At 72.2% G+C, this 19,443-nt stretch carries 19 protein-coding genes; 10 read left to right on the top strand and 9 right to left on the bottom strand.

What is annotated here, in order from left to right:
* Window positions 1-7: 7 nt before the first annotated feature.
* Together ACIBK9_RS00715 and ACIBK9_RS00710 are read right to left on the bottom strand one after the other, a co-directional pair.
* On the bottom strand, window positions 8-661 hold the full coding sequence (locus ACIBK9_RS00715) for a hypothetical protein (RefSeq protein ID WP_397154100.1): 654 nt from the start codon (window positions 659-661) through the stop codon (window positions 8-10).
* Window positions 658-1,323, bottom strand: a complete 666-nt coding sequence (locus tag ACIBK9_RS00710; RefSeq protein WP_387679392.1) for a hypothetical protein — start codon at window positions 1,321-1,323, stop codon at window positions 658-660. Before ACIBK9_RS00710 ends, ACIBK9_RS00715 begins: the two co-directional genes overlap by 4 nt.
* Before the next feature lie 169 nt (window positions 1,324-1,492).
* On the opposite strand from ACIBK9_RS00710, the gene ACIBK9_RS00705 reads away from it, so the two are divergent.
* A complete protein-coding gene (locus ACIBK9_RS00705) occupies window positions 1,493-3,436 on the top strand; it encodes a hypothetical protein (RefSeq protein WP_358289355.1) in 1,944 nt (647 codons plus the stop codon).
* 73 nt (window positions 3,437-3,509) lie between these two features.
* Complete coding sequence (locus ACIBK9_RS00700) at window positions 3,510-6,479, top strand: ATP-binding protein (RefSeq protein ID WP_358289352.1); 2,970 nt, start codon at window positions 3,510-3,512, stop codon at window positions 6,477-6,479.
* An 18-nt stretch (window positions 6,480-6,497) separates the two neighbouring features.
* On the opposite strand, the gene ACIBK9_RS00695 is transcribed toward ACIBK9_RS00700, so the two are convergent.
* Window positions 6,498-6,917 (bottom strand): YjdF family protein, encoded by a 420-nt coding sequence (locus tag ACIBK9_RS00695; RefSeq protein ID WP_397154097.1) that lies wholly within the window; start codon window positions 6,915-6,917, stop codon window positions 6,498-6,500.
* Window positions 6,918-7,089: 172 nt separating this feature from the next.
* Here ACIBK9_RS00695 and ACIBK9_RS00690 point away from each other — a divergent pair, with 172 nt between their 5' ends.
* Both ACIBK9_RS00690 and ACIBK9_RS00685 read left to right on the top strand, forming a co-directional pair.
* The gene (locus tag ACIBK9_RS00690) at window positions 7,090-8,319 is read left to right on the top strand and encodes a MurT ligase domain-containing protein (protein WP_358289348.1); all 1,230 of its coding nucleotides are present in this window, start codon (window positions 7,090-7,092) and stop codon (window positions 8,317-8,319) included.
* The gene (locus ACIBK9_RS00685; protein ID WP_397154094.1) at window positions 8,309-9,022 is read left to right on the top strand and encodes a type 1 glutamine amidotransferase; all 714 of its coding nucleotides are present in this window, start codon (window positions 8,309-8,311) and stop codon (window positions 9,020-9,022) included. Before ACIBK9_RS00690 ends, ACIBK9_RS00685 begins: the two co-directional genes overlap by 11 nt.
* Before the next feature lie 4 nt (window positions 9,023-9,026).
* Here ACIBK9_RS00685 and ACIBK9_RS00680 read toward each other — a convergent pair whose 3' ends face one another.
* Window positions 9,027-9,389, bottom strand: a complete 363-nt coding sequence (locus tag ACIBK9_RS00680; protein ID WP_352319743.1) for a DsrE family protein — start codon at window positions 9,387-9,389, stop codon at window positions 9,027-9,029.
* Between the two features lie 9 nt (window positions 9,390-9,398).
* Window positions 9,399-10,892, bottom strand: a complete 1,494-nt coding sequence (locus tag ACIBK9_RS00675) for a sugar-binding protein (RefSeq protein WP_397154092.1) — start codon at window positions 10,890-10,892, stop codon at window positions 9,399-9,401.
* Window positions 10,893-10,960: 68 nt separating this feature from the next.
* Between ACIBK9_RS00675 and ACIBK9_RS00670 the strand changes: the two genes are divergently transcribed.
* From ACIBK9_RS00670 to ACIBK9_RS00655, 4 genes are all read left to right on the top strand, one after another.
* Window positions 10,961-11,449 (top strand): FABP family protein, encoded by a 489-nt coding sequence (locus ACIBK9_RS00670; RefSeq protein ID WP_352319740.1) that lies wholly within the window; start codon window positions 10,961-10,963, stop codon window positions 11,447-11,449.
* Between the two features lie 2 nt (window positions 11,450-11,451).
* Window positions 11,452-11,748 carry a DUF2470 domain-containing protein gene (locus tag ACIBK9_RS00665; RefSeq protein WP_352319738.1) on the top strand — a complete coding sequence of 99 codons (297 nt, stop codon included), beginning with the start codon at window positions 11,452-11,454 and terminating at the stop codon, window positions 11,746-11,748.
* A 313-nt stretch (window positions 11,749-12,061) separates the two neighbouring features.
* A complete protein-coding gene (locus ACIBK9_RS00660; protein WP_357967168.1) occupies window positions 12,062-12,475 on the top strand; it encodes a Fur family transcriptional regulator in 414 nt (137 codons plus the stop codon).
* Window positions 12,476-12,539: 64 nt separating this feature from the next.
* Window positions 12,540-13,478 carry a glycine cleavage T C-terminal barrel domain-containing protein gene (locus ACIBK9_RS00655; RefSeq protein ID WP_352319734.1) on the top strand — a complete coding sequence of 313 codons (939 nt, stop codon included), beginning with the start codon at window positions 12,540-12,542 and terminating at the stop codon, window positions 13,476-13,478.
* Between the two features lie 5 nt (window positions 13,479-13,483).
* On the opposite strand, the gene dtd is transcribed toward ACIBK9_RS00655, so the two are convergent.
* A complete protein-coding gene (gene dtd / locus ACIBK9_RS00650) occupies window positions 13,484-13,915 on the bottom strand; it encodes a D-aminoacyl-tRNA deacylase (protein WP_397154089.1) in 432 nt (143 codons plus the stop codon).
* A gap of 60 nt (window positions 13,916-13,975) precedes the next feature.
* On the opposite strand from dtd, the gene ACIBK9_RS00645 reads away from it, so the two are divergent.
* Window positions 13,976-14,884, top strand: coding sequence for an asparaginase (locus tag ACIBK9_RS00645; protein ID WP_358289333.1), 909 nt, complete (start codon window positions 13,976-13,978; stop codon window positions 14,882-14,884).
* Window positions 14,885-14,914: 30 nt separating this feature from the next.
* On the opposite strand, the gene ACIBK9_RS00640 is transcribed toward ACIBK9_RS00645, so the two are convergent.
* The gene (locus tag ACIBK9_RS00640; protein WP_387679371.1) at window positions 14,915-16,519 is read right to left on the bottom strand and encodes a DUF2207 domain-containing protein; all 1,605 of its coding nucleotides are present in this window, start codon (window positions 16,517-16,519) and stop codon (window positions 14,915-14,917) included.
* A 27-nt stretch (window positions 16,520-16,546) separates the two neighbouring features.
* Window positions 16,547-17,635 (bottom strand): FAD-dependent monooxygenase, encoded by a 1,089-nt coding sequence (locus tag ACIBK9_RS00635; RefSeq protein ID WP_397154086.1) that lies wholly within the window; start codon window positions 17,633-17,635, stop codon window positions 16,547-16,549.
* 110 nt (window positions 17,636-17,745) lie between these two features.
* Here ACIBK9_RS00635 and ACIBK9_RS00630 point away from each other — a divergent pair, with 110 nt between their 5' ends.
* Window positions 17,746-18,663 carry a TetR/AcrR family transcriptional regulator C-terminal domain-containing protein gene (locus ACIBK9_RS00630; protein ID WP_397154084.1) on the top strand — a complete coding sequence of 306 codons (918 nt, stop codon included), beginning with the start codon at window positions 17,746-17,748 and terminating at the stop codon, window positions 18,661-18,663.
* Here ACIBK9_RS00630 and ACIBK9_RS00625 read toward each other — a convergent pair.
* Window positions 18,660-19,394: an alanyl-tRNA editing protein gene (locus ACIBK9_RS00625; protein WP_397154082.1), complete on the bottom strand. Its 735-nt coding sequence runs from the start codon at window positions 19,392-19,394 to the stop codon at window positions 18,660-18,662. The genes ACIBK9_RS00630 and ACIBK9_RS00625 overlap by 4 nt on opposite strands.
* Window positions 19,395-19,443 lie beyond the last annotated feature (49 nt).

Genomic DNA, 19,443 nt, shown 5'->3' with positions numbered 1-19,443 from the left:
AGTGCGATCACTTCTTGACGGTGGAGTAGACGGCCTGCGGCGAGGCCGCGAGCTTGCGCGCGGCCTCCTCGTCGAGCCCGAGGTCGATCTCGACCTCCGGCTGGAACGGCTCCACCAGCATCTCGGCCGGCAGCCCGAAGACCACCCGCGCCCCCGGCAGCGCCGATGGAGGAACCTCGAAGAAGAACCGCCCGCTGACCCAGATGTCGGGCTGGACCCAGGTGTTCGCCAGCGTCAGAGTGCTCGCCACGCGGTCGGTGGCCTGGAACTTCTTGCCGTCCGCGGTCAGCAGCTGCGGCTGCCCCAGGTGGTACGGCTTGAGGCTCGACCTGGCCGAGGCGTTGACGACGAGGAACAGGTTGTCCGTCGTGATGGTCTCGTCGCTGTTCTGGATCGTCTTGGCGGCCAGGAACGAGTCGAGCCGGACGGTGAACCGCCTGGCGTCCACGTCCTGGCCCTTGGCGCCCGTGTAGGTCACCCTGGCGCTCGCCTCGTTGGCGGTCAGGTGGAACGTCTGCAGCCCGACGGCGGCGGCCGCCAGCAGCAGCCCGGCGCAGGCGTTGAGCACTTTGGAGCCGCCGCCCGGCCCGCGTCCGGCGCGGCGGCCGGGCCGCTCGGGGCGCTCGGGGACGGCGGAGGAACGCGGCTGGGTGGCGGTCATGCCCCCTCACCCGCCTTGACCGGCAGCGTCACGCGGGCCTTCACCTCGGGGTAGAACTTGTCGTCCTTCTCCTTGGCGACCATCTGCCACTGCAGCCGCTCGTCCTGGAAGCCGGGGACGTACTCGAAGGTGGCCACGTCGAACGTGATCTTGTCCGGCGGCCGTTCGGTCGCGCCGAGCCGGTACCGGACGAGGACCTGGCTGGTCACGCCGGGGTGGAGCTGCCGGGTCTCGTCGCCCTTGTCCAGGGCGTAGACGAAGGGCCCCGACTCCTTGGAGAACTTGGGGCTGATGGCGACCAGCGAGTCGGCGAAGGACGAGCCGAGCCACGCCTTGTCCGGCTGCGCGGGGTCGGGGGGCAGGCCGACACTGGAGGTCTCGTCCCCCTTGTTGGTGACTTCGAAGACCAGCTCCACGAACCGCTTGTCCTCGTCGAACTGCGTCTTGGCCCGCTCGACCTTGACCCGCGACTCGACGAAACGCGTGGAGTAACGGCCCTGGTCGAGCGTCGCGCCCTGGCCGAGCAGGTCGGGGCCCTTGTCGGGGGCCTCGTTCAGCCCGCCCAGCAAGGCCGTGATGCCGACGGCCGTGACCGCCACGAGAGCCAGGATGGGCACCGCCACCGGGCGTCTCGGCCTGCTGTCGCCGGAGGGTTCCGTCATGGGTATGGATGGTAATAGGTCACGGTTGCCCCATCTGCCGCAATGGTCCCTTCTGGCGGGGGGAATTGCCGCGAACCCTGCCGCTACGGGGGTGGAAGCTCATACGCTGTCACGGAGCGGAAAAGGGCTGGCCCCTGCAACTAACGACATATCGCGGCCGGAGGGTCACGTGGCGGACGTGCATCCCGAGCATGCCCAGCTCCAGGCGGACCGCATCTACCTGGGGTGGCAGTACATCCTGCTGCATCCCGACCCGGGGCCGCCGCCCAAGCGTCCCTCGCCCGAGAAGGAACCTGCGCCGGACGCGGAGTCGTCCGGCCGGGCGGCGGCCGAGGCGCTGCGCCGCGAGCGGCTCCAGGAGGACATGCTCAACCGGCCCGTACGCGTCATCCGGGCCATCAGCCTGACCATGTCCGCGCTGATCCTCGTGGCCGCGGTCAGCGGCTACCTGGGATGGTCGTTCGCGCTCCTCGGGCTGGTCGCGGCCGGCGGCGTGGCGGGCATCTGCACCTACGCCCTGCTCCAGGGCGACCGGGCGGTCCGCTACCGAGTGCTCGAACAGCAGGCCAGGGACGACCGGCAACGTCAGGAACGTGACAAGGAGCTGTTCCGCGCCCAGGAGGAGCACGCCCGGCGCTACCGCGACTGGCAGGAGTCGAAGGAGCGCCACGAACGCCAGCTCACCTGGTACGCCGTCGCCGTCCCCGACGAGATCGACCGCATCGACGTGGCCGGCGGCACGCTGCCCGGCTGGTCCGCGCTGATCACGCTGCTCGGCGCCACCCGGCTCTACAGCGGCGGCCACCTGACCGTGCTCGACCTGTCGGAGGGCGCGATCGCCAAAGACCTGATCGAGCTGGCCCGCAAGGGCGGCGACGACCCGCTGGTCTGGGTGCTGCCGGTCGACCTGCCGAAGCTCGACCTCGGGGCCACGCTCAAGCCGGAGGCGTTCGCCGACGTGCTGGCCCACGTGGTGAGCGTGAGCGAGGAGCACCGCACCACCCGCGACCTCAGCTTCGACAACGCCATCCTGGAACGGGTGCTCGAAGTGCTCGGCGAGAACGCCACCATCAGCCAGGTCACCGCCGCCCTGCGGGCCCTGGCGCAGGTCGGCGACCCGCGGGACGACCTGCGCTTCGGCCTGATCACCGCGACCCAGCTCGAACGCATCGGCACGCTGTTCGGCCGCGGCGTGAGCGACCGGGTGGTGATCGAGCGCGCCTGGGCCCTTGAGTCGCAGCTGCGCAAGCTGGAGACGCTCGGCACCCAGGCGGTGCGGCTGCCGCCCGCCCGGCTGCGCGTGGTGAGCATGGACCGGCAGGCCGGCGTGTTCGGCAACCGGGTGCTCGGCACGTACGTGGCCACCGCGCTCACCCACATCCTGCGCCAGTCGCCCGCCTCCGACCGGCCCTGGTACCACACGATCATCGTGGCCGGCGCCGACAAGCTCCGCGGCGACGTGCTCGACCGGCTCATGGACGCGTGCGAGACCTCGCGTACCGGGCTGGTGCTGACGTACCGGAGCCTGACCCCCACCGTGAAGGAGCGGCTGGGGCGCGGCCACGCGGCCGTGGCGTTCATGCGCCTCGGCAACGCCGAGGACGCCCGGGTCGCCAGCGAGCACGTCGGCACCGAGCACCGGCTGGAGCTGGCCCAGCTCACCGAGACGATCAGCGACGCCCTGCCGGGCCTCGACGGCGGCTACACCTCCACCATCTCCCAGGTGGACGACGCCCGCCACGACCGCGGCGACGGCCACGCCGACCTGGTCGAGGACATCACCGAGTCCACCGAGTGGGGCCGGACGGCCGACAAGATCTCCGAGACCGAGCGCGTGCTCCACCGGTCGCGCGAGTTCCTGGTCGAGCCGCACCAGCTCCAGCAGCTCCCCACGACGTCCGTGATCGTCACCGACGCGACCGCCGAGGGCAGGCGGGTGCGGCTGGCCGACGCCAACCCGGCCATCCTCACCTTCCCCAAGACCACGCTCGGCGACCTGGAGGAGGTGCGCGAGGCCGTGCTGGCCCTGGAGGCGAAGGACGAGGGCGAGGAGCCGCCACCCAACCTCGGGCCACCACCGCCACGCCTTGACTGGCGCAAGGGCAGGCAATGACCTGGTCAAGGGCGTGGTGAGGAGCTGACGATCAGCGGGATTTTACTGAGAACCGACTGTGGGGGAATTGAAGATGCAGCCGAGTGTCTCGCTGAGCGGGCCCTGGTATCGGATCCAGTCGATCGCCGCACCCTCGCGAAGCTCGTCGGCGGAATGGGATTTCGTCACCGTGCTGCCCGCCGTGTTGTCGGCGGCGCAGCGTGACCGGCCGTTCGTCATCGGGTGGCTGTCGCGGGGTTCCGGGGCGCCGCTCGAACTGATCACCAATGCCGGCCCGCTCTCGCCGCCGCGCCAGCCGCGCAGGGCGACCGACGTGCCCGGCCTGCCGACCGGGCCCCAGCCGCTGCTGTTCCCGGGCGGCGCGCGGGGCGTCGAGCTGGACGAGGAGTACCTGGCCGACCTCGCCGACCTGGTCTGGACGCCGTGCCCCGGCCGCCAGGCGCCGCCGCTGGGCGGGCGGGGGCGCGAGTTCGCCGGGTCCGACCCCGACGAGCTGAAGCGGCCCACGTTGTTCGAGTCGACGCTGGTCACGCTCATGTCGCGGCCGTTCGCCTGGCTGGTGGTGGCCGAGCCGACCGACCTGCTCGACGCCGAGGTGGCGCACCTGCGCACCCAGCTCAACGTCCTGCGGCAGTACGGCGACGCCTCCGAGCGTTCCCGGTTCGACGCCGAACGGGCCGAGCGCCGCATGCAGGAGCTCGACGCCTTCCGCGAGGCCGGCCTGTGGAACGTGCGCGTGCTGGCCGGCGGGGCCACCGCCGAGGAGCTGCGGCAGATCGCGCCCGTGCTCGTCGGGTCGGTCGAGATGAGCCACCACCCGTACCGGCTGCGCAGCGCGCACGGCGCGGTCTACGCGCTGTCGGAGGCCCTGGCCATCACCATGCAGGACCCGGCCGACGGCGCCGCCGCGCCCTTCGCGGCCACCGCCGGTGCGCTGGCCGCGCTGGCCGGGCTGCCCAGGCGCGAGGTGCCCGGCGTACGCGTGCTCGACTCCGGCTTCTTCGACGTGACGTCCGAGGCCGACGGCGGCGAGCTGGAGCTGGGCGAGATCCTCGACGGCCAGGACAGAGGCGTGGGCAGCTTCCGGGTGCCCCTGGCCACGCTCAACAGGCACGCCTTCGTCACCGGCGCGACCGGCTCGGGCAAGTCCCAGACCGTCCGGCACCTGCTGGAGCAGCTCAGCGAGGCGCGCATCCCGTGGCTGGCCATCGAGCCGGCCAAGTCCGAGTACGCGGCCATGGCCGGCCGCATCGCCGACCCGGTGACGGTGATCAACCCGTCGGCCCCCGAGGGCGTGCCGCTCAGCGTCAATCCGCTCGAACCCGAGCCCGGCTACCCCGTCCAGGCGCACATCGACATGATCAGGGCGCTGTTCATGGCCGCCTTCGACGCCGAGGAGCCGTTCCCGCAGATCATGTCGCTGTCCCTGCAACGGGTCTACGAGGCCACCGGCTGGGACGTCGTGACCGGCGGCGCCGTGCCCGGCTCGAACGTCCCGCCCAGCGTGCCGACGCTCGAACAGCTCCAGCAGCACGCCATGGACGTCATCAAGGAGATCGGCTACGGCCGCGAGGTCCAGGCCGACGTCGAGGGCTTCATCTCGCTCAGGCTGCGGTCGTTGCGGGTCGGCTCGGCCGGGCGCTTCTTCGAGGGCGGCCACCCGGCCGACATCGGCGGCCTGCTGGAGCGCAACGTCGTCCTGGCCATCGAGGACGTCGCCAACGACGAGGACAAGGCGTTCCTCATGGGCACGCTGATCATCCGGATCGTCGAGCACCTGCGCATGCGGGCCAGGAAGGAGAAGTCGGCCGGGCTGCGGCACGTCATCGTGATCGAGGAGGCCCACCGGCTGCTGCGCGACCGCGGCCACGGCCGGGCCTCCACGCACGCCGTGGAGCTGCTGGCCGGCCTGCTCGCCGAGATCAGGGCGTACGGCGAGGGCATCGTGGTGGCCGAGCAGATCCCGACCAAGCTCGTCTCCGACGTCGTGAAGAACACCGCGCTGAAGGTCGTCCACCGGCTGCCCGCCGAGGACGACAGGAAGCTCGTCGGCGCGGCCATGAACCTCAGCGACGAGCAGTCCAGGCACGTCGTCTCGCTCCAGCCCGGCTCGGCCGCGGTCTTCGCCGACGGCATGGACCGGCCGCTGCGGGTGCGCGTCCCGCTGGGCGAGTCGCGGGAGAAGCCGCTGCCGGGCCCCCAGCCGCCCATCCGCGGGCGCAGGTCGGCCGCGTGCGGGGCGCAGTGCCGCACCGGCCAGGCGTGCACCCTGGTGGAGCTCAGAGAGGCCGACGTGCTCGCCGACGGGCCCGACTGGGCGTGGCTGCGCATCTGGTGCGACACGGTCGTGCTCGCCTTCGTCAGCAACCGGCCGCTGCCCGGCGTGCCGCGCGCCCTGTCGGCCGCCTGGGGCGAGCTGCCCGCCCGCCGCCGCGAGTGCCTGCTCGCCACGCTGGTCGAACGCGCCGTCCAGCGGCGGGCCTGGTCGTTGCGGAGCTGGTTCGACCCGGCGCTGCTCACCGAGAAGGCCGCCGAGGTCGCCGCGCGGCTGCTGTCGGGGGCCGAGCCGGGCGGCGACCGTCCGGGCGCGTCGTGGGTGATCCCGCAGGTGCGCTGGCTGCACGAGGTCGACCGGCTCTTCCCGTACGGCCAGCCCGCCCCCAACCTGCGCAGCCCGGCCCCGCCCATGGAGTACGCCCTGTTCCGCCAGTCCAACGGCAACGGCACGGCCGACCTGGTGCACGCCGAGCTGCTCGGCCACCGCGCCAAGGCCCTGCGCCACCACCCGCTGTCCATGGAGGTGGACCACAACCGGGCCCTGGCCTGGCGGGTCATCCTGGGCGACGACGAGAACGAGAGCGTGCAGCGCGACATCACCAACGTGGCGATCGGCATCGAGGCGTCGGCCAGGATCAGGCACGTCGGCCAGACGATGGGCGCGGGCTGGCTGGAGGGGGTGCTGTCGTGGCCGCAGCGGTTCGTCCTGCCGTTCGACCACGGGGGCGCCCCGGAGATCGCCTTCGTCGACGCCCCCTCGGCCTGACGCCCGTCCGGGAACGGGTCAGCGGTCGCGGCGGCGTTCGAGGCGCTTGCGGCGGGCCACCTCGCGCTTGTGCTCGGCCAGCTCGCGCCGCCGTTCCCGACGTCCCTGCGCGGCCTGCTGCCTGCGGTTCTCCAGCTCCAGCCGCATCGCCTCCTGCGCGGCCGTGCTCCGTACGGACACCTGGGCGGCGGCCCGCGCCGCCAGCTTGGCCGCCCGCTTGGGGTTGACCCGCCGCGCCCGTTCCCCGCCGGCCACGGCGGGCGCGGCATGGGCCTGCTCCAGCAGCGAGACGCCATGGCGCATCAGGAACGCGTGCAGCTCGGGATCGGTGGGCTCGGACCCGAGGGTGAACCGGGTCGCCCGCAGCCGCCCGCCCTCGGCGACCTCCAGCACCCCGACCCAGAACGGGCCGTCCAAATAGACCGACAACGTGACCATCTTCTCCGCCCTTCACCAGACATGCCGGGAAAGCGACCTGGACAGGCCGCCTCCGGCACACCGGACATCCCTGGAAGGGCGGATACGTGATGCTTCGCCCGGGCTACCAACCGGGCCGCGTTTTCGTGTGCGACTCCAGAGTAGGACTCAACGGCGACTAGGATCCATGTGCATGACCCAGCTTCCTCTGCGGGCTCAGCTCGCCAGCGCCCTGGGACGCAGCGCTGCCACGCTCTCGCGGATGACCGGGCGCGGTGACGGCTCGGTGATCGGCGGCAGGGTGGGCCTGATGCTCGAACCCGACCTCCTGCGCAAGCTGGCCCGCGACCGCAAGCTGGCCCTGGTCAGCGCCACCAACGGCAAGACCACCACGACCAGGTTGATCACCTCCGCGCTGCTGGAGATGGGCGAGGTCGCCACCAACGCCTTCGGCGCCAACATGCCGGCCGGGCACGTCTCGGCGCTCTCCCAGCACAAGGGCGCCCCCTACGGCGTGCTGGAGGTCGACGAGAAGTACCTGCCGGAGGTGCTCGACACCACCGGCGCCGGCGTCGTCTGCCTGATGAACCTCAGCCGCGACCAGATGGACCGCGCGGCCGAGATCTGGCTGCTCGCGCAGAAGTGGCGCAGGGCGCTGTCGGGCAGGCCCACGCACGTCATCGCCAACTGCGACGACCCCCTCGTCACCTGGGGGGCCTCCACCGCCGCCAAGGTCACCTGGGTCGCCGGCGGGCAGCGCTGGAAGGAGGACTCCTGGTGCTGCCCCGAGTGCGGCGGCCCCCTCGACCGCAAAGACGCCGACTGGTCCTGCCGTGAGTGCACCTTCCACCGTCCAGAGCCGCAGTGGGTGCTCGACGACGACGTCGCCATCGACCCGCGCGGGCAGCGCTGGATGCTGGACATCCAGCTTCCCGGCCTGGCCAACCGCTCCAACGCGGTGATGGCGCTGGCCGTGGCCGAGGCGTTCGGGCTGCCCGTCGACCGGGCGCTGCCGCGGCTGCGCGAGGTCACCTCGGTGGCCGGCCGCTACACCACGGTCGAGCGCGAGGGCCGCCACGCGCGGCTGCTGCTGGCCAAGAACCCGGCGGGCTGGCTGGAGGCCTTCGACGTCGCCGACCCGCAACTGCCGATCATCCTCTCGGTCAACGCGCAGGGCCCCGACGGCCGCGACACCTCGTGGTTGTGGGACGTCGACTACCGCATCCTGCGCGGCCGTCCGGTCTTCGTCACCGGTGAGCGGCGGCTCGACCTGGCGCTCCGGCTCGACGTGGCCGACGTGCCGTTCACGTTGTGCAGCTCGTTCTCCGAGGCGCTGGCCATGCAGCCGCCCGGCCGGGTCGACGTGATCGCCAACTACACCGCCTTCCAGCAGATCCGATCGGAGTTCGGACGTGCCGTCTGACAGCGCCCTCAGCATCGTCTGGATCTACCCCGACCTGCTGAGCACCTACGGCGACCAGGGCAACGTGCTCGTCCTGGAGCAGCGTGCGCAGCGCCGGGGCATCGAGGTCGAGACCGTCTACGTCCGCTCGGCCGACCCCGTGCCGGAGACCGGCGACATCTACCTGATCGGCGGCGGCGAGGACCGTCCGCAGATCCTGGCCGCCCAGCGCCTGCGCCGCGACGGTGGCCTCCAGCGGGCCATCGCCCGGGGCGCGGCGATGCTGGCCGTGTGCGCCGGCTACCAGATCATGGGCAGCACGTTCGGCGGCGAGGAGGGCCAGCCGGTCGACGGCATCGGCCTGCTCGACATCGCCAGCTCGCGCGGCCCCGCCCGGGCCGTGGGCGAGCTGGTCGCCGAGGTCGACGCCGCCCTCAACCTGCCCACGCTGACCGGCTTCGAGAACCACATGGGCGTCACGCACCTCGGCCCGGGCGTGCGGCCGTTGTCCAAGACGGTCGCCGGGGTCGGCAACGGCGACGGCTTCGAGGGCTGCTACGCGGGCCACGTGGTGGGCACGTACCTGCACGGCCCGGCCCTGGCGCGCAACCCGGCCCTGGCCGACCTGCTGCTGTCGTGGCGCGTGGGCGAGCTGACGCCCCTCGACGACTCCCGCTACGAGGCCCTGCGCCAGGAGCGGCTCAACACCGTCCTGTCCGGCTGACGGCCTAGTAGACCAGGGCCTGGGCGCCCTCGCTGACCGCCTCCTCCACGAACGCGGGCGCGCCGGCGATGCGCACGCCCTCGATCACGTCGTCGACCGTGATGTCGCGGCGGGCGGCGCACTGCGTGCACAGGGTCACCCGGCCGGCCGCCAGGACGGCCTCCAGCAGGTCCGCCAGCGGCGCCGCGTGGGGCAGGGAGAACTCCTTGGCCCGCCCCGGCAGGGCGAACCACGACGACTCGCCGGTCAGCCAGAGGGAGACCGGCACGCCGCTCGCCAGCGCGGCCGCCGCCACCGTGAATGCCTGGTTGCACCGCTCAGGGGCGTCCGCCCCCGCGGTCACCTTGATCACCAAAGATCGTGCCATGGCGTCACCCTAACCCCGACCGACGCGGCCCCACACGTACGGATCGGCCTGGGCGCTGCCGAACGGCGACCAGGCCAGGCGCGTCTGCCCGGTCCTGTCCCCGGTGTCGGAGTCGTAGACGAGCACGTTCGCTCTCAGCGCGGTGGGCGGGGCGGGCAGCAGCGCGAACGGGATGCGCACCTCGACACCGTACCCGCCGTCGTGGGCCGCGGACGCCACGCCCACCCGCGGGGCGGGGCCCTGGCGGGCGTCGGCGTCGCGGGCCGCGCACGGGCCGCCCTCGGCGGTGTAGGGCAGGACGCCCAGCTTGAACGTGGTCGAGGTGTCGTCGGAGTCGCCGCGCGGGTCGAGGGCGATCTCGACCGCGTCGGTGCGCCAGTGGCGCTCGCACGCGTCGAGGGCCGCGCCGCGCGCCTCGTCGGTGACCTCGACCTGGACGTAGAGGTCGGCGCCGTGGCGGGTCAGCCGGACGGTCGCGGCGCAGTCGGCCGCCGGGCAGCGTTCGCCCTCCCAGTGGGCGAGGGGCAGGGCGGGGCCCGCGTACTCGCCGGGGGAGGCGACGCCGTCGAGCACGGGGGCACGCCCGGCGACCGGGAGCGTGGTGGCGGGCGGCTCGGGGTAGTCGGGCTGCGCCCGGTTGGCCAGCCAGGGCAGGCCGGTCGCGCGCGCCCAGTCGCGGAACTCGGCGTACAGAGGACGCAGGCCCGCCTGCTCGACGACGGGAGCCGGCACCGGCCGCCCGCCGTCGAAGACGACCGAGAACCAGTCGCACCCGAACGGCCCGGCCACCTTCGCCGGCCGCGCGGCGAACCCCTGCGTGCGGTACGCCCGCTCGGCGTCGCGCTCCCGCTGGGCCCACGTGGCGCGGTGGCGCGGCGACCACGCGCCCGCCCAGACGCCGAGCTGCGGCAGCCCGGTGGCCGGGTCGCGCAGGCCGGCCGTCGCGCAGCCGGGGCCCACGGGGCCGCGCAGCCCCCAGTTCTGGGTCAGCAGCCGGGTGGCCCGCCAGGGCGCGCCCGTCCCGGGGAACGCGGCGGGGTCGGCGGCCAGCCGGAACGCCTCGACGGCCAGCCGGGCGGCGAGCTGGTGCCCGCCGTGCTGGTTGAAGGGCCGCGGGTCCATCGTCACCACGGTCGAGGGCCTGGTCGCCCTGATCGTCTCGACCAGCCGCCGGAGGGTGCCGGGCCCCCACGCGCGGGCGGTCAGGGGCGCCGACAGTGTGTACCAGAAGTCCGGTCTGTCCAGGTAGAAGACGTCGCGGATGCCCGCGTGCGCGACCGCCTCGCGCTCCTCGGCCTCCCTGATCCGGCCGAGCGCCGCGCCCTTCTCCGGCCCGGCGGCGTTGCCGCCGCCCTCGCCGCGGGTGACCGTCACGACCCCGGTGGTCAGCCCCAGGCGTTCGCGCCACTGCCCGAACGTGGACAACGACTGGTACTCGTCGTCCGGATGGGCGCCCACGAACAGCACGTCGACGTGCGGCGGCACGGCCCAGGCATCCAGCATCGCGGCTCCCCCCGGCGAAACGTCTCCCCGATCCAGAAGGTTAGCCACCGGCGCTAGGCTTGGTGAGCATGGAAGAACCTGAGGTGCACCCCGCTCTGGAGCAGATCGCGTTCCTGCTCGGCCGCTGGGAGGGCGCCGGCGTGGGCGGCTATCCGACGATCGAGAGCTTCAACTTCGGCCAGGAGATCGAGTTCGGCCACAACGGCAAGCCGTTCCTGACCTACGTCAGCCGCACCTGGCTGCTCGACAACGACGGCAACCGGGTCAGGCCGCTGGCCACCGAGTCCGGCTACTGGCGTCCGCAGCCCGACCGGCAGATCGAGGTGGTGCTCGCGCACCCGACCGGCATCGTCGAGATCTACATCGGCGAAGTGGTCTTCCACAAGATCGAGCTGCGCACCGACGTCGTGGCCCGCACCTCCACGGCCAAGGAGTACACCGCGGGCCACCGCCTCTACGGCCTGGTCAACGGCAACCTGATGTGGGCCTACGAGATGGCCGCCGTCGGCCACCCGCTCACCGACCACATGTCGGCCGAGCTGAAGAAGGTGTCCTGAGCATGACCTCGCCCTTCACCCCCGACGCCGTCGAGGCGATCAAGCGGCACATGAACGACGACCACACCGGCGACGCCCTGGTCATCGTGCGGGGGCTCGGCGGCCGTCCGCAGGCCACCTCGGCGGTGACCAGCGACGTCGACGCCGAGGCCATGGAGTTCACGGTCGACGGCGGCGAGCGGGTGCGCGTGCCCTGGGGCGAGACGCTGACCGAGCGCGCCCAGGTGCGCAAGGCGGTCGTGCGCCTCTACCGGGCGGCCTGCGCCGAACTGGGGATCGAACCCCACGGAGAACACTGAGGGAGAAAACAAAGAAGGGCCCCGGGCAACACTCCGCCTGCCGAGCAGACGGGCCGGATGGACCAATGGCCGGGATGCGTCATCCCGCCCTCCGGCTGCCAGGGGCCCCGGTGGTTGCCTCGGATTCGCTTGCGACACGAGACAACAGTCCGCAGCGCTAGCGGACAACCACCTCGCTAGCCCGACTATGACTATCCATTATTCGGACCACCTCCTTTCCGCGTACTCACGAAGTTATGCGGTCGCGAGCGCCGGGGGCAAGTAATTATCGGACGGCCGCGAACAGGCGATCGTGCGCTTTACACTCGGGGGCATGACCGAGACGCAGTGGCACGAGGAACTCCGCGCCAAGGGCTACCGGGTCACCCCGCAGCGGCAGCTCGTGCTCGAAGCGGTCAAGGATCTGGAGCACGCGACGCCCGAGGAGATCTGCACCAAGGTGCGCGAGACGGCGCGCGGGGTCAACATCTCCACCGTCTACCGCACGCTCGAACTGCTCGAAGAGCTCGGCATGGTCACCCACACCCACCTCGGTCACGGCGCGCCGACCTACCACCTGGCGGCCGAGGCCGACCACGTCCACCTGGTGTGCCGGGGGTGCGACGAGGTCTTCGAGGTGCGTCCCGAGCTGGCCGAGGGGCTGGTGAAGGGGCTCGACGAGGAGCTGGGGTTCGCGGCCGACGTCCATCACCTCACGGTGTTCGGCCGCTGCCGCAACTGCCGCTGACCCGCGGCGCCGGCGTCGGGCACCGGCGTCGGGCGTCGTCGCGGGGGCGGATAGCCTTGGATGCATGCGTAGCCCTCTGCTCGATCTCCCCGGCGCCGTCGCGGCCGACGGGCCGGACGCCGACGTAGCCGCGCACTATGGCGACCTGTTCGCCGAGCAGCGCGCGCTGGCCAAGGGTGAGGCGGTCGTCGACCGCAGCAACCGCGAGGTGGTCCGCATCTCCGGCGCCGACCGGCTGAAATGGCTCAACGACCTGACCTCGCAGAAGCTCGACACGCTGACGCCCGGCCAGTGGACCCAGACGCTCGACCTCGACCTCCAGGGCCGCGTCCTGCACCACCTCACGCTGGTCGACGACGGCGAGAGCGTGCTGGCGCACGTCGAGCCCGGCACGGCGCAGAGCCTGGTCGACTATCTCGACCGCATGCGGTTCATGCTGCGCGTGGAGGTGTCGCGGGCCGACGACCTGGCGGTGCTCTCCACGGCCACCGAAGACTTCCTGGTGCCGCGGGCCGAGCTGGCCGATCATCTGGGCCGGCCCCTGGCGGGGCTGTGGGCGTACGAGGCGCTGCGCATCGAGGCTCACCGGCCGCGGCTCGGCTTCGAGACCGACCACAAGACGATCCCCCACGAGGTGGGCTGGATCGGCTCGGCCGTCCACCTGAGCAAGGGCTGCTACCGCGGCCAGGAGACGGTCGCGCGCGTCCACAACCTGGGCCACCCGCCGCGCCGCCTGGTGTTCCTGCACCTCGACGGCAGCGTCGACACCCTGCCCGCGCACGGCGACCCGGTGATCTTCGAGAGCCAGGAGATCGGCGTCGTCGGCTCGGCCGCCCGCCACCACGAGCTGGGCCCGATCGCGCTGGCCGTGGTCAAGCGCACGGTCCCGGTCGACGCGCCGCTGCTGGCCGGTGGCGTGGCCGCCGCCCAGGAGGTCGTCGTGCCGCCGGACGCCGGTCGCAACGTCAGCATCGACCCCTCGCTGCGCCGCCGGATCCGCTGATCCCGCTAGGCGTCGATGTCGAGGACGAGCGTGATCGGCCCGTCGTTGACCAGCGAGACCTTCATGTCGGCGCCGAAGCGGCCGGTCTCCACGTGGGCGCCGAGCGCCCTCAGCTCCTCGATCACGGCCTCCACCAGCGGCTCGGCGATCGGCCCCGGAGCCGCGGCCTGCCAGGTGGGGCGCCGGCCCTTGCGCGCGTCGCCGTAGAGGGTGAACTGGCTGATCACCAGGAGCGGGGCGGAGACGTCGGAGCACGACTTCTCGCCGTGCAGCACGCGCAGGCCCCACAGCTTGGCGGCGAGCTTGGCGGCCTCGGCGCGGGTGTCGGTGTGCGTCACGCCGACCAGGACGAGCAGCCCCGGCTCGTCGATGGCGCCGACCGTCTGCCCCTCGACCTCGACGGAGGCCGAGCTCACTCGTTGTACGACTGCTCGCATGGCATCCCATTCTGGCGCAGAAAGAACTGTTCGTAGACTCGTGCCGAAAGGGGGCGCGTAATGTCGCTTGTTGTCGAGGTTGTCCGGTCGGGGTTCGTGGAGTCCACCCATCTGGCCCGCATGCTCACCGTGGACGCGCAGGGCGTCCCGGTGGAGACGCGGGGAGCGGTGCACGTGCCGGCCTCGCCGCGATCGTCGATGAAGCCGCTGCAGGCGCTCGGCATGATGCGCAACGGCCTCCAGCTGGAGGGGGAGCTGCTGGCCCTGGCCTGCGCCTCGCACTCCGGCGAGGCCTTCCACGTGGACGGCGTACGGAACATCCTGGCCGGAGCGGGCCTGGATGAGTCCGCCCTGCTGTGTCCGGAGGACCACCCGTTCGAGCGCACCTCGACCGAGTTCGGCCGGGTCTACATGAACTGCTCCGGCAAGCACGCCGCCATGCTGGCCACCTGCGTGCTCAACGACTGGCCGCTCACCACCTATCTGGAGCCCGCGCACCCGCTCCAGCGCGCGATCCGCGCGACGGTCGAGGACCTGACCGGCGAGCGGGTGGCCGCCTCCGGCGTGGACGGCTGCGGCGCGCCGCTGTTCTTCGTCTCGATGCTCGGCGTGACCAAGGCGTTCCGGGCCTTCCCGCTGGCCGCGGAGGGCTCGTTCGAGCGGCGCATCTTCGACGCCATGCGCGCTCACCCCGAGTGGACCTCCGGCACCGACCGGCCCGAGGCCAAGCTCATGCGGGCGATCCCCGGGCTGATGCTGAAGGCGGGCGCGGAGGCGTTCGACGCGTTCGCCTTCGAGGACGGCCGAGCCGGCACCATCAAGATCGAGGACGGCTCGTCGCGGGCCCGCGTGCCCGTCACCGTGGCGGCCCTGCGCTCGCTCGGCCTGGACGCGCCCGAGCTGGCCGAGCTGGCCAGGCCGGCGCTGCTGGGCGGCGGCCGGCCGGTCGGCGAGCTGCGGATCCGCTAGAGGGGCGAGAGCCGCCGCCGCGCGGAGTGTCTACAGGGTGCGGAACTGGCGGCTGGCGGAGATGGCCCCCGAGGTCGTCGTGGTGAACGTGCGCATCGACCCGGCGAACTTGGACAGGTCCCACTCCGCCGGCCCGTGGTACCAGTAGAGGTTGTCGGCCTGGTGGCCGTTGCCGGTCACCGAGGCCACCACCCGCGACCAGTGCTCGACCCCGTCGAAGATCACCGCGTACGGCAGGTAGCGCGAGAACAGCTCCACCCGGTGCTGCTCGGGCACCTCGCCGAGGTCGCCGGAGAACAGGTACTCGCGGAAGCCCATCGTGTGCGCGAGCGCGGCCGAGCCCTTGGCGGTCTTGGCCGGCATGTACTGGCCGCCGACGGCCAGCGCGCCGCCCGCGATGACCAGGGCCAGCCCCAGCAGCCCGTACGTGGTGAACCAGGCCAGCCCGACGGTGGCCAGCAGGCCCAGGCCGATCAGCACGACGCCGATCGTCGTCCACCGGGTGCGCTCGGTGTCGGGACGGCGGGCGAACCAGCCCTGCTCGACCACGTCGGTGTAGAGCGCGTCGCGCACCTTGCCCAGGTGGCCGGCGAACGAGCCGGACAGCTGGGAGAGCAGCACCGCGTCGCGGCCGTCGAAGACCGCGTCGTACAGGGCGCGCTCGTACGTCAGCAGCGAGTTGACCGGCGCGTTCGGCAGCCTGACCAGCAGCCAGTCGGGGGCGTCGTAGGTCTGGCGGGGCTGCTCGTCGATCCGCAGGTAGCCCCGGACGGCCAGGTCGACGATCGTGGCGGTCACGTCGACCACGTCGGCCTGCTCGTCCACCAGCGTGCCGATCTGGCCGGGACGCACGCCGTCCGGCGGGGTGAAGTGCCCGTTCTGGATGGGATCGACCCCGCCCTTCTCGTGGCCCGCGACCCGGGCGTCCCGGCCGCGCGTCCAGTAGAGCAGGCCGACGCCGCCGAGCAGCAGCACCAGCAGGGCGGCCAGCGCGCCGCCGGTGACCAGGTCGAGGGTGAACGCCGAGGCCAGCGAGAAGCGCCGCTCCAGGATGGGCGCCCCGGAGCTGGAACCCTTGGGGTAGCCGACGACCACCGTCAGGGCCTGGCCCGCCGCGAGGTTGTCCTGCTCGAAGTCGGCCCGGGTGGCGGTGTGGTCCATCGAGGCCGAGGTGCAGCCGATCGCCGAGGTCAGGTCGCCGGCGAAGCACGACAGGTTCTGCACCTGGCCGGGCCCGCTGACCTGGACGGTCGCCTTGGTGACGGGGACGCTCCAGCCGCTGACGGCGAACCAGCGCAGCTCCTCGACCCCGCCGGAGGTGGTCACCGCGCCCTTGACGTCGTACTCGACGGTCTGGCCGGTCACGGTCAGGACGTCGCCGTCGAGCTTGCCGCCCTTGACGTTGGTGACCCGGTAGACGCGGTCGTTGTCGTCGTCGTAGCGGGTCTTGGTGAGCAGGGTGCGCTTGAGGCCGCCGGACGCCCCGGTGATCTTCTCGACCACGTGGAGAGTGCCGTCCTTGGCGAGCGTCATCGTCACCTGGTCCGTGATCCCGGCCTCCGCCGAGGCGGGGGTGGCCAGCAACGTCAGAGCGGTGGCTCCCAGGGCGGCCAATGTGAGTCTGAAACCCGTCATGGCGGGACATCGTAGCGGTTGCGGGTGTCAATCCAGGGTGATGGCGTCGGCCGCCCGGCGTACGCTCTCGGGCGAGGCGGCCATGCCCGGGTTCTCCAGGGCCAGAGCCTGGTTCAGGGCGACGTAGGGCCGCATGCGCCGCTCGTACCTGTCGAACGCCCCCTCGGCGGCCTGGCCCAGCTCCTCGGCCAGCACGTACGCCCCCACCAGGGCCAGGCTGGTGCCCTGCCCCGACAGTGGCGAGGGGCAGTGGGCGGCGTCGCCGATCAGCGCGACCCGGCCCTGCGACCAGCGGTCCATCTCCACCTGGGCCATGGCGTCGAAGTAGAAGTCGTCGGCCTGCCACATGGCCGCGAGCAGCTTGGGCGCCTCCCAGCGCAGCCCCGAGCAGTGCTCCTGGACCAGGCGCTTCTGCTGCTCGACGTCGCGGTGGTCGTAGTCGATCGGGCCCGCGGCGAAGCCCATGTTCACCTTCATCACCGCCGGCTCCCGGTCGCTGAACAGGCCGAACCCGGCCTCCCCCTCGCGGTGCCAGAGCTGCCAGTGGTCCAGGCCGAGGAAGTTGTCGGCGGTGTAGATGGAGACGTACATGCCGAGGTGCCGCAGGAAGCGCTGCTCCGGGCCGAACACCAGACGCCTGACGTTGGAGTGCAGGCCGTCGGCGCCGATCACGTGGTCGTAGCGTTCCCGGACGCCGCTGTCGAAGGTCACGTCCACGCCGTCGCCGTCTTGGGCGAGGGCGGCGATGGAGTCGCCGTAGCGGAAGGGGGCGTCGGTGACGGCGCCGACGATCGCGGTGAGGTCGTCGCGGGCGATCTCGACGTCCGGGCTGTCGAGCCGGCCGCCGCTGATCGTCTCCTCGGTGCTGCGCATGATCTCGTTGCCGTCGCCGTCGACCATGGACATGCCGCGCATGGTCGTCCGCGCGGCCCTGACCTGCTCCAGGATGCCCATACGGTCGGCCACGACCAGGGCGGCGCCGCGGAGGTCGACGGCCTGGCCGCCCTTGCGCGGGCGCGGCGCGCGCTCGACCAGCGTGACCTCGAAGCCGCGCCGCCGCAGCCAGTGAGCCAGGACGGGCCCACCGACGCTCGCTCCCGAGACCAGAACCTTCATGACGCGCTCCTTGCTGTTGACGTTGTACGCGGACTGAATGTACGTCGTACATACAGCAGCTCACAAGGGTTCACTGGTACGATCTGTACTAGTACAGAGAAAGGGTTGTGATGACCGCTCCGCCCTACGCGCGCATCGTCGAGGACATCAGGCGGCGCATCGCCGACGGCCGGCTCCGCCCCGGCGACCGGGTGCCCTCCACCAGGCAGCTCGCCCGCGACTGGGAGGTCGCGCTCGCCACGGCCGCCAAGGCGCTCACGGTCCTGGCCCAGGAGGGCGTGGTGGTCGCCGAGCCGCGCGTCGGCACGATCGTGGCCGAGATCCGCGGCGGCAGGGCGCGGCGGGCCCCCGTCCCGTCCGGCGACGACCTGACCCGCGACCGCATCGTGGCCGCGGCCGTCGAGATCGCCGACGCCGACGGCCTCGCCGAGCTGACCATGCGCGGCGTCGCGGGCCGCCTCGGCGTGGCCACCATGTCCCTCTACCGGCACGTCGGCGGCAAGGACGACCTGGTCATGCTCATGATCGACCACGTGATCAGGGAGTTCCCGCTGCCCGACCCGCCGCCCGACGGATGGCGGGCCAGGCTGGAGACCGCCGCCCGGGTGCAGTGGGCGGGCTACCGCACCCACCCGTGGATGGCCAGGGTCACGTCACTGACCAGGCCGCTGCCCTCGGCCAGCCTGATCGCCCACACCGAGTGGGTCATGCGCACGCTGGAGGGCTCGCCCCTCGATCCCGTCAGCAAGATGCACGTGCACACCCTGCTGTTCAGCTTCGTCCAGGGCCTGGCCGCCAACATCGAGATGGAGCAGCAGGCCCAGGCCGCGACCGGGCTGACCGCCGACGAGTGGATGACCAGCCGGGAGGGAGAGCTCCAGGCGCTGGCGGAGTCGGGGCGGCTGACCGCCTTCACCGGCGTCATCGAGGAGCTGGGCGGCGAGTTCGACCTCGACCTCGACCGGCTGTTCGCCTTCGGCCTCGACGCGCTGCTCGACGGGCTCGCCGGGCTGGTCGAGGGGCGCTAGTCGGAGATCGCGATGCGCAGCCGGCGGAAGCCGCGGCCCTTGCTCTCGATCTTGGCCACCCTGATGCGGCCGATCTGCTTGGTCGAGGCCACGTGGGTGCCGCCGTCGGCCTGCGTGTCGAGGCCCACGATGTCGACGATGCGCACGTCCTGGACGGCCTCGGGCACCAGGTTGCTGGCCGTGCGGATGATGTCGGGGATCTCGAACGCCTCCCGCCGCGGCAGCACGCGCACGTCGATGCGGCGGTCGGCGGCGATCTCGGCGTTGCACGCGTCCTCGACGGCCTCCTTGAAGCCGGGCGGCACCTCGGGCAGGTCGAAGTCCATGCGGGCGCTCAGCTCGTCCATGTTGCCGCCGGTGACCAGGCAGCCGTAGTCCCTGAACACCACGCCGCACAACACGTGCAGGCCCGAGTGCGTACGCATGAGCGCCGAACGCCGGGCGTCGGCCACCGCTGCCTCGACGACCGTGTCGGCGGGCGGGATCGGGTCGCCTTCGGCGGGGATCAGGTAGAGATCGTCGCCTTTGCGCACCCCGACGATGCGCGTCTCCACGCCCTGCCAGACCAGAACTCCGTGATCGGCAGGCTGGCCGCCGCCGCCTGGATAGAATGCCGACCTGCTCAGCACGATCCCCTCAGGCGTCGCGTCCAGCACGACGGCTTCGAAATCCCGCAGGCTCTGGTCGGACAGTTCGAGCCGCTGCGTGCGTCCGTGGAGGTCGGCGGTCATATCGGCAGCCTAGTGCCCCGGGGTGATTATGCGTGGCCTGATGCTTCGA

Origin of the sequence: Nonomuraea sp. NPDC050227 (assembly GCF_044459705.1) — a bacterium.
Taxonomy (GTDB): Bacteria; Actinomycetota; Actinomycetes; order Streptosporangiales; family Streptosporangiaceae; genus Nonomuraea.
This window is presented reverse-complemented; position numbering and strand designations above follow the sequence as displayed.

What these genes read in the sequence shown, in the direction of transcription:
- ACIBK9_RS00675 (WP_397154092.1), bottom strand. Translation starts at nt 10,892, where the DNA reads ATGCTGGATGCCTGGGCCGTGCCGCCGCACGTCGACGTGCTGTTCGTG.
- ACIBK9_RS00645 (WP_358289333.1), top strand. Translation starts at nt 13,976, where the DNA reads ATGTCGCTTGTTGTCGAGGTTGTCCGGTCGGGGTTCGTGGAGTCCACC.
- ACIBK9_RS00715 (WP_397154100.1), bottom strand. Translation starts at nt 661, where the DNA reads ATGACCGCCACCCAGCCGCGTTCCTCCGCCGTCCCCGAGCGCCCCGAG.
- ACIBK9_RS00690 (WP_358289348.1), top strand. Translation starts at nt 7,090, where the DNA reads ATGACCCAGCTTCCTCTGCGGGCTCAGCTCGCCAGCGCCCTGGGACGC.
- ACIBK9_RS00635 (WP_397154086.1), bottom strand. Translation starts at nt 17,635, where the DNA reads ATGAAGGTTCTGGTCTCGGGAGCGAGCGTCGGTGGGCCCGTCCTGGCT.
- ACIBK9_RS00625 (WP_397154082.1), bottom strand. Translation starts at nt 19,394, where the DNA reads ATGACCGCCGACCTCCACGGACGCACGCAGCGGCTCGAACTGTCCGAC.
- ACIBK9_RS00710 (WP_387679392.1), bottom strand. Translation starts at nt 1,323, where the DNA reads ATGACGGAACCCTCCGGCGACAGCAGGCCGAGACGCCCGGTGGCGGTG.
- ACIBK9_RS00655 (WP_352319734.1), top strand. Translation starts at nt 12,540, where the DNA reads ATGCGTAGCCCTCTGCTCGATCTCCCCGGCGCCGTCGCGGCCGACGGG.
- ACIBK9_RS00630 (WP_397154084.1), top strand. Translation starts at nt 17,746, where the DNA reads ATGACCGCTCCGCCCTACGCGCGCATCGTCGAGGACATCAGGCGGCGC.
- ACIBK9_RS00670 (WP_352319740.1), top strand. Translation starts at nt 10,961, where the DNA reads ATGGAAGAACCTGAGGTGCACCCCGCTCTGGAGCAGATCGCGTTCCTG.
- dtd (WP_397154089.1), bottom strand. Translation starts at nt 13,915, where the DNA reads ATGCGAGCAGTCGTACAACGAGTGAGCTCGGCCTCCGTCGAGGTCGAG.
- ACIBK9_RS00680 (WP_352319743.1), bottom strand. Translation starts at nt 9,389, where the DNA reads ATGGCACGATCTTTGGTGATCAAGGTGACCGCGGGGGCGGACGCCCCT.
- ACIBK9_RS00695 (WP_397154097.1), bottom strand. Translation starts at nt 6,917, where the DNA reads ATGGTCACGTTGTCGGTCTATTTGGACGGCCCGTTCTGGGTCGGGGTG.
- ACIBK9_RS00665 (WP_352319738.1), top strand. Translation starts at nt 11,452, where the DNA reads ATGACCTCGCCCTTCACCCCCGACGCCGTCGAGGCGATCAAGCGGCAC.
- ACIBK9_RS00660 (WP_357967168.1), top strand. Translation starts at nt 12,062, where the DNA reads ATGACCGAGACGCAGTGGCACGAGGAACTCCGCGCCAAGGGCTACCGG.
- ACIBK9_RS00640 (WP_387679371.1), bottom strand. Translation starts at nt 16,519, where the DNA reads ATGACGGGTTTCAGACTCACATTGGCCGCCCTGGGAGCCACCGCTCTG.
- ACIBK9_RS00700 (WP_358289352.1), top strand. Translation starts at nt 3,510, where the DNA reads ATGCAGCCGAGTGTCTCGCTGAGCGGGCCCTGGTATCGGATCCAGTCG.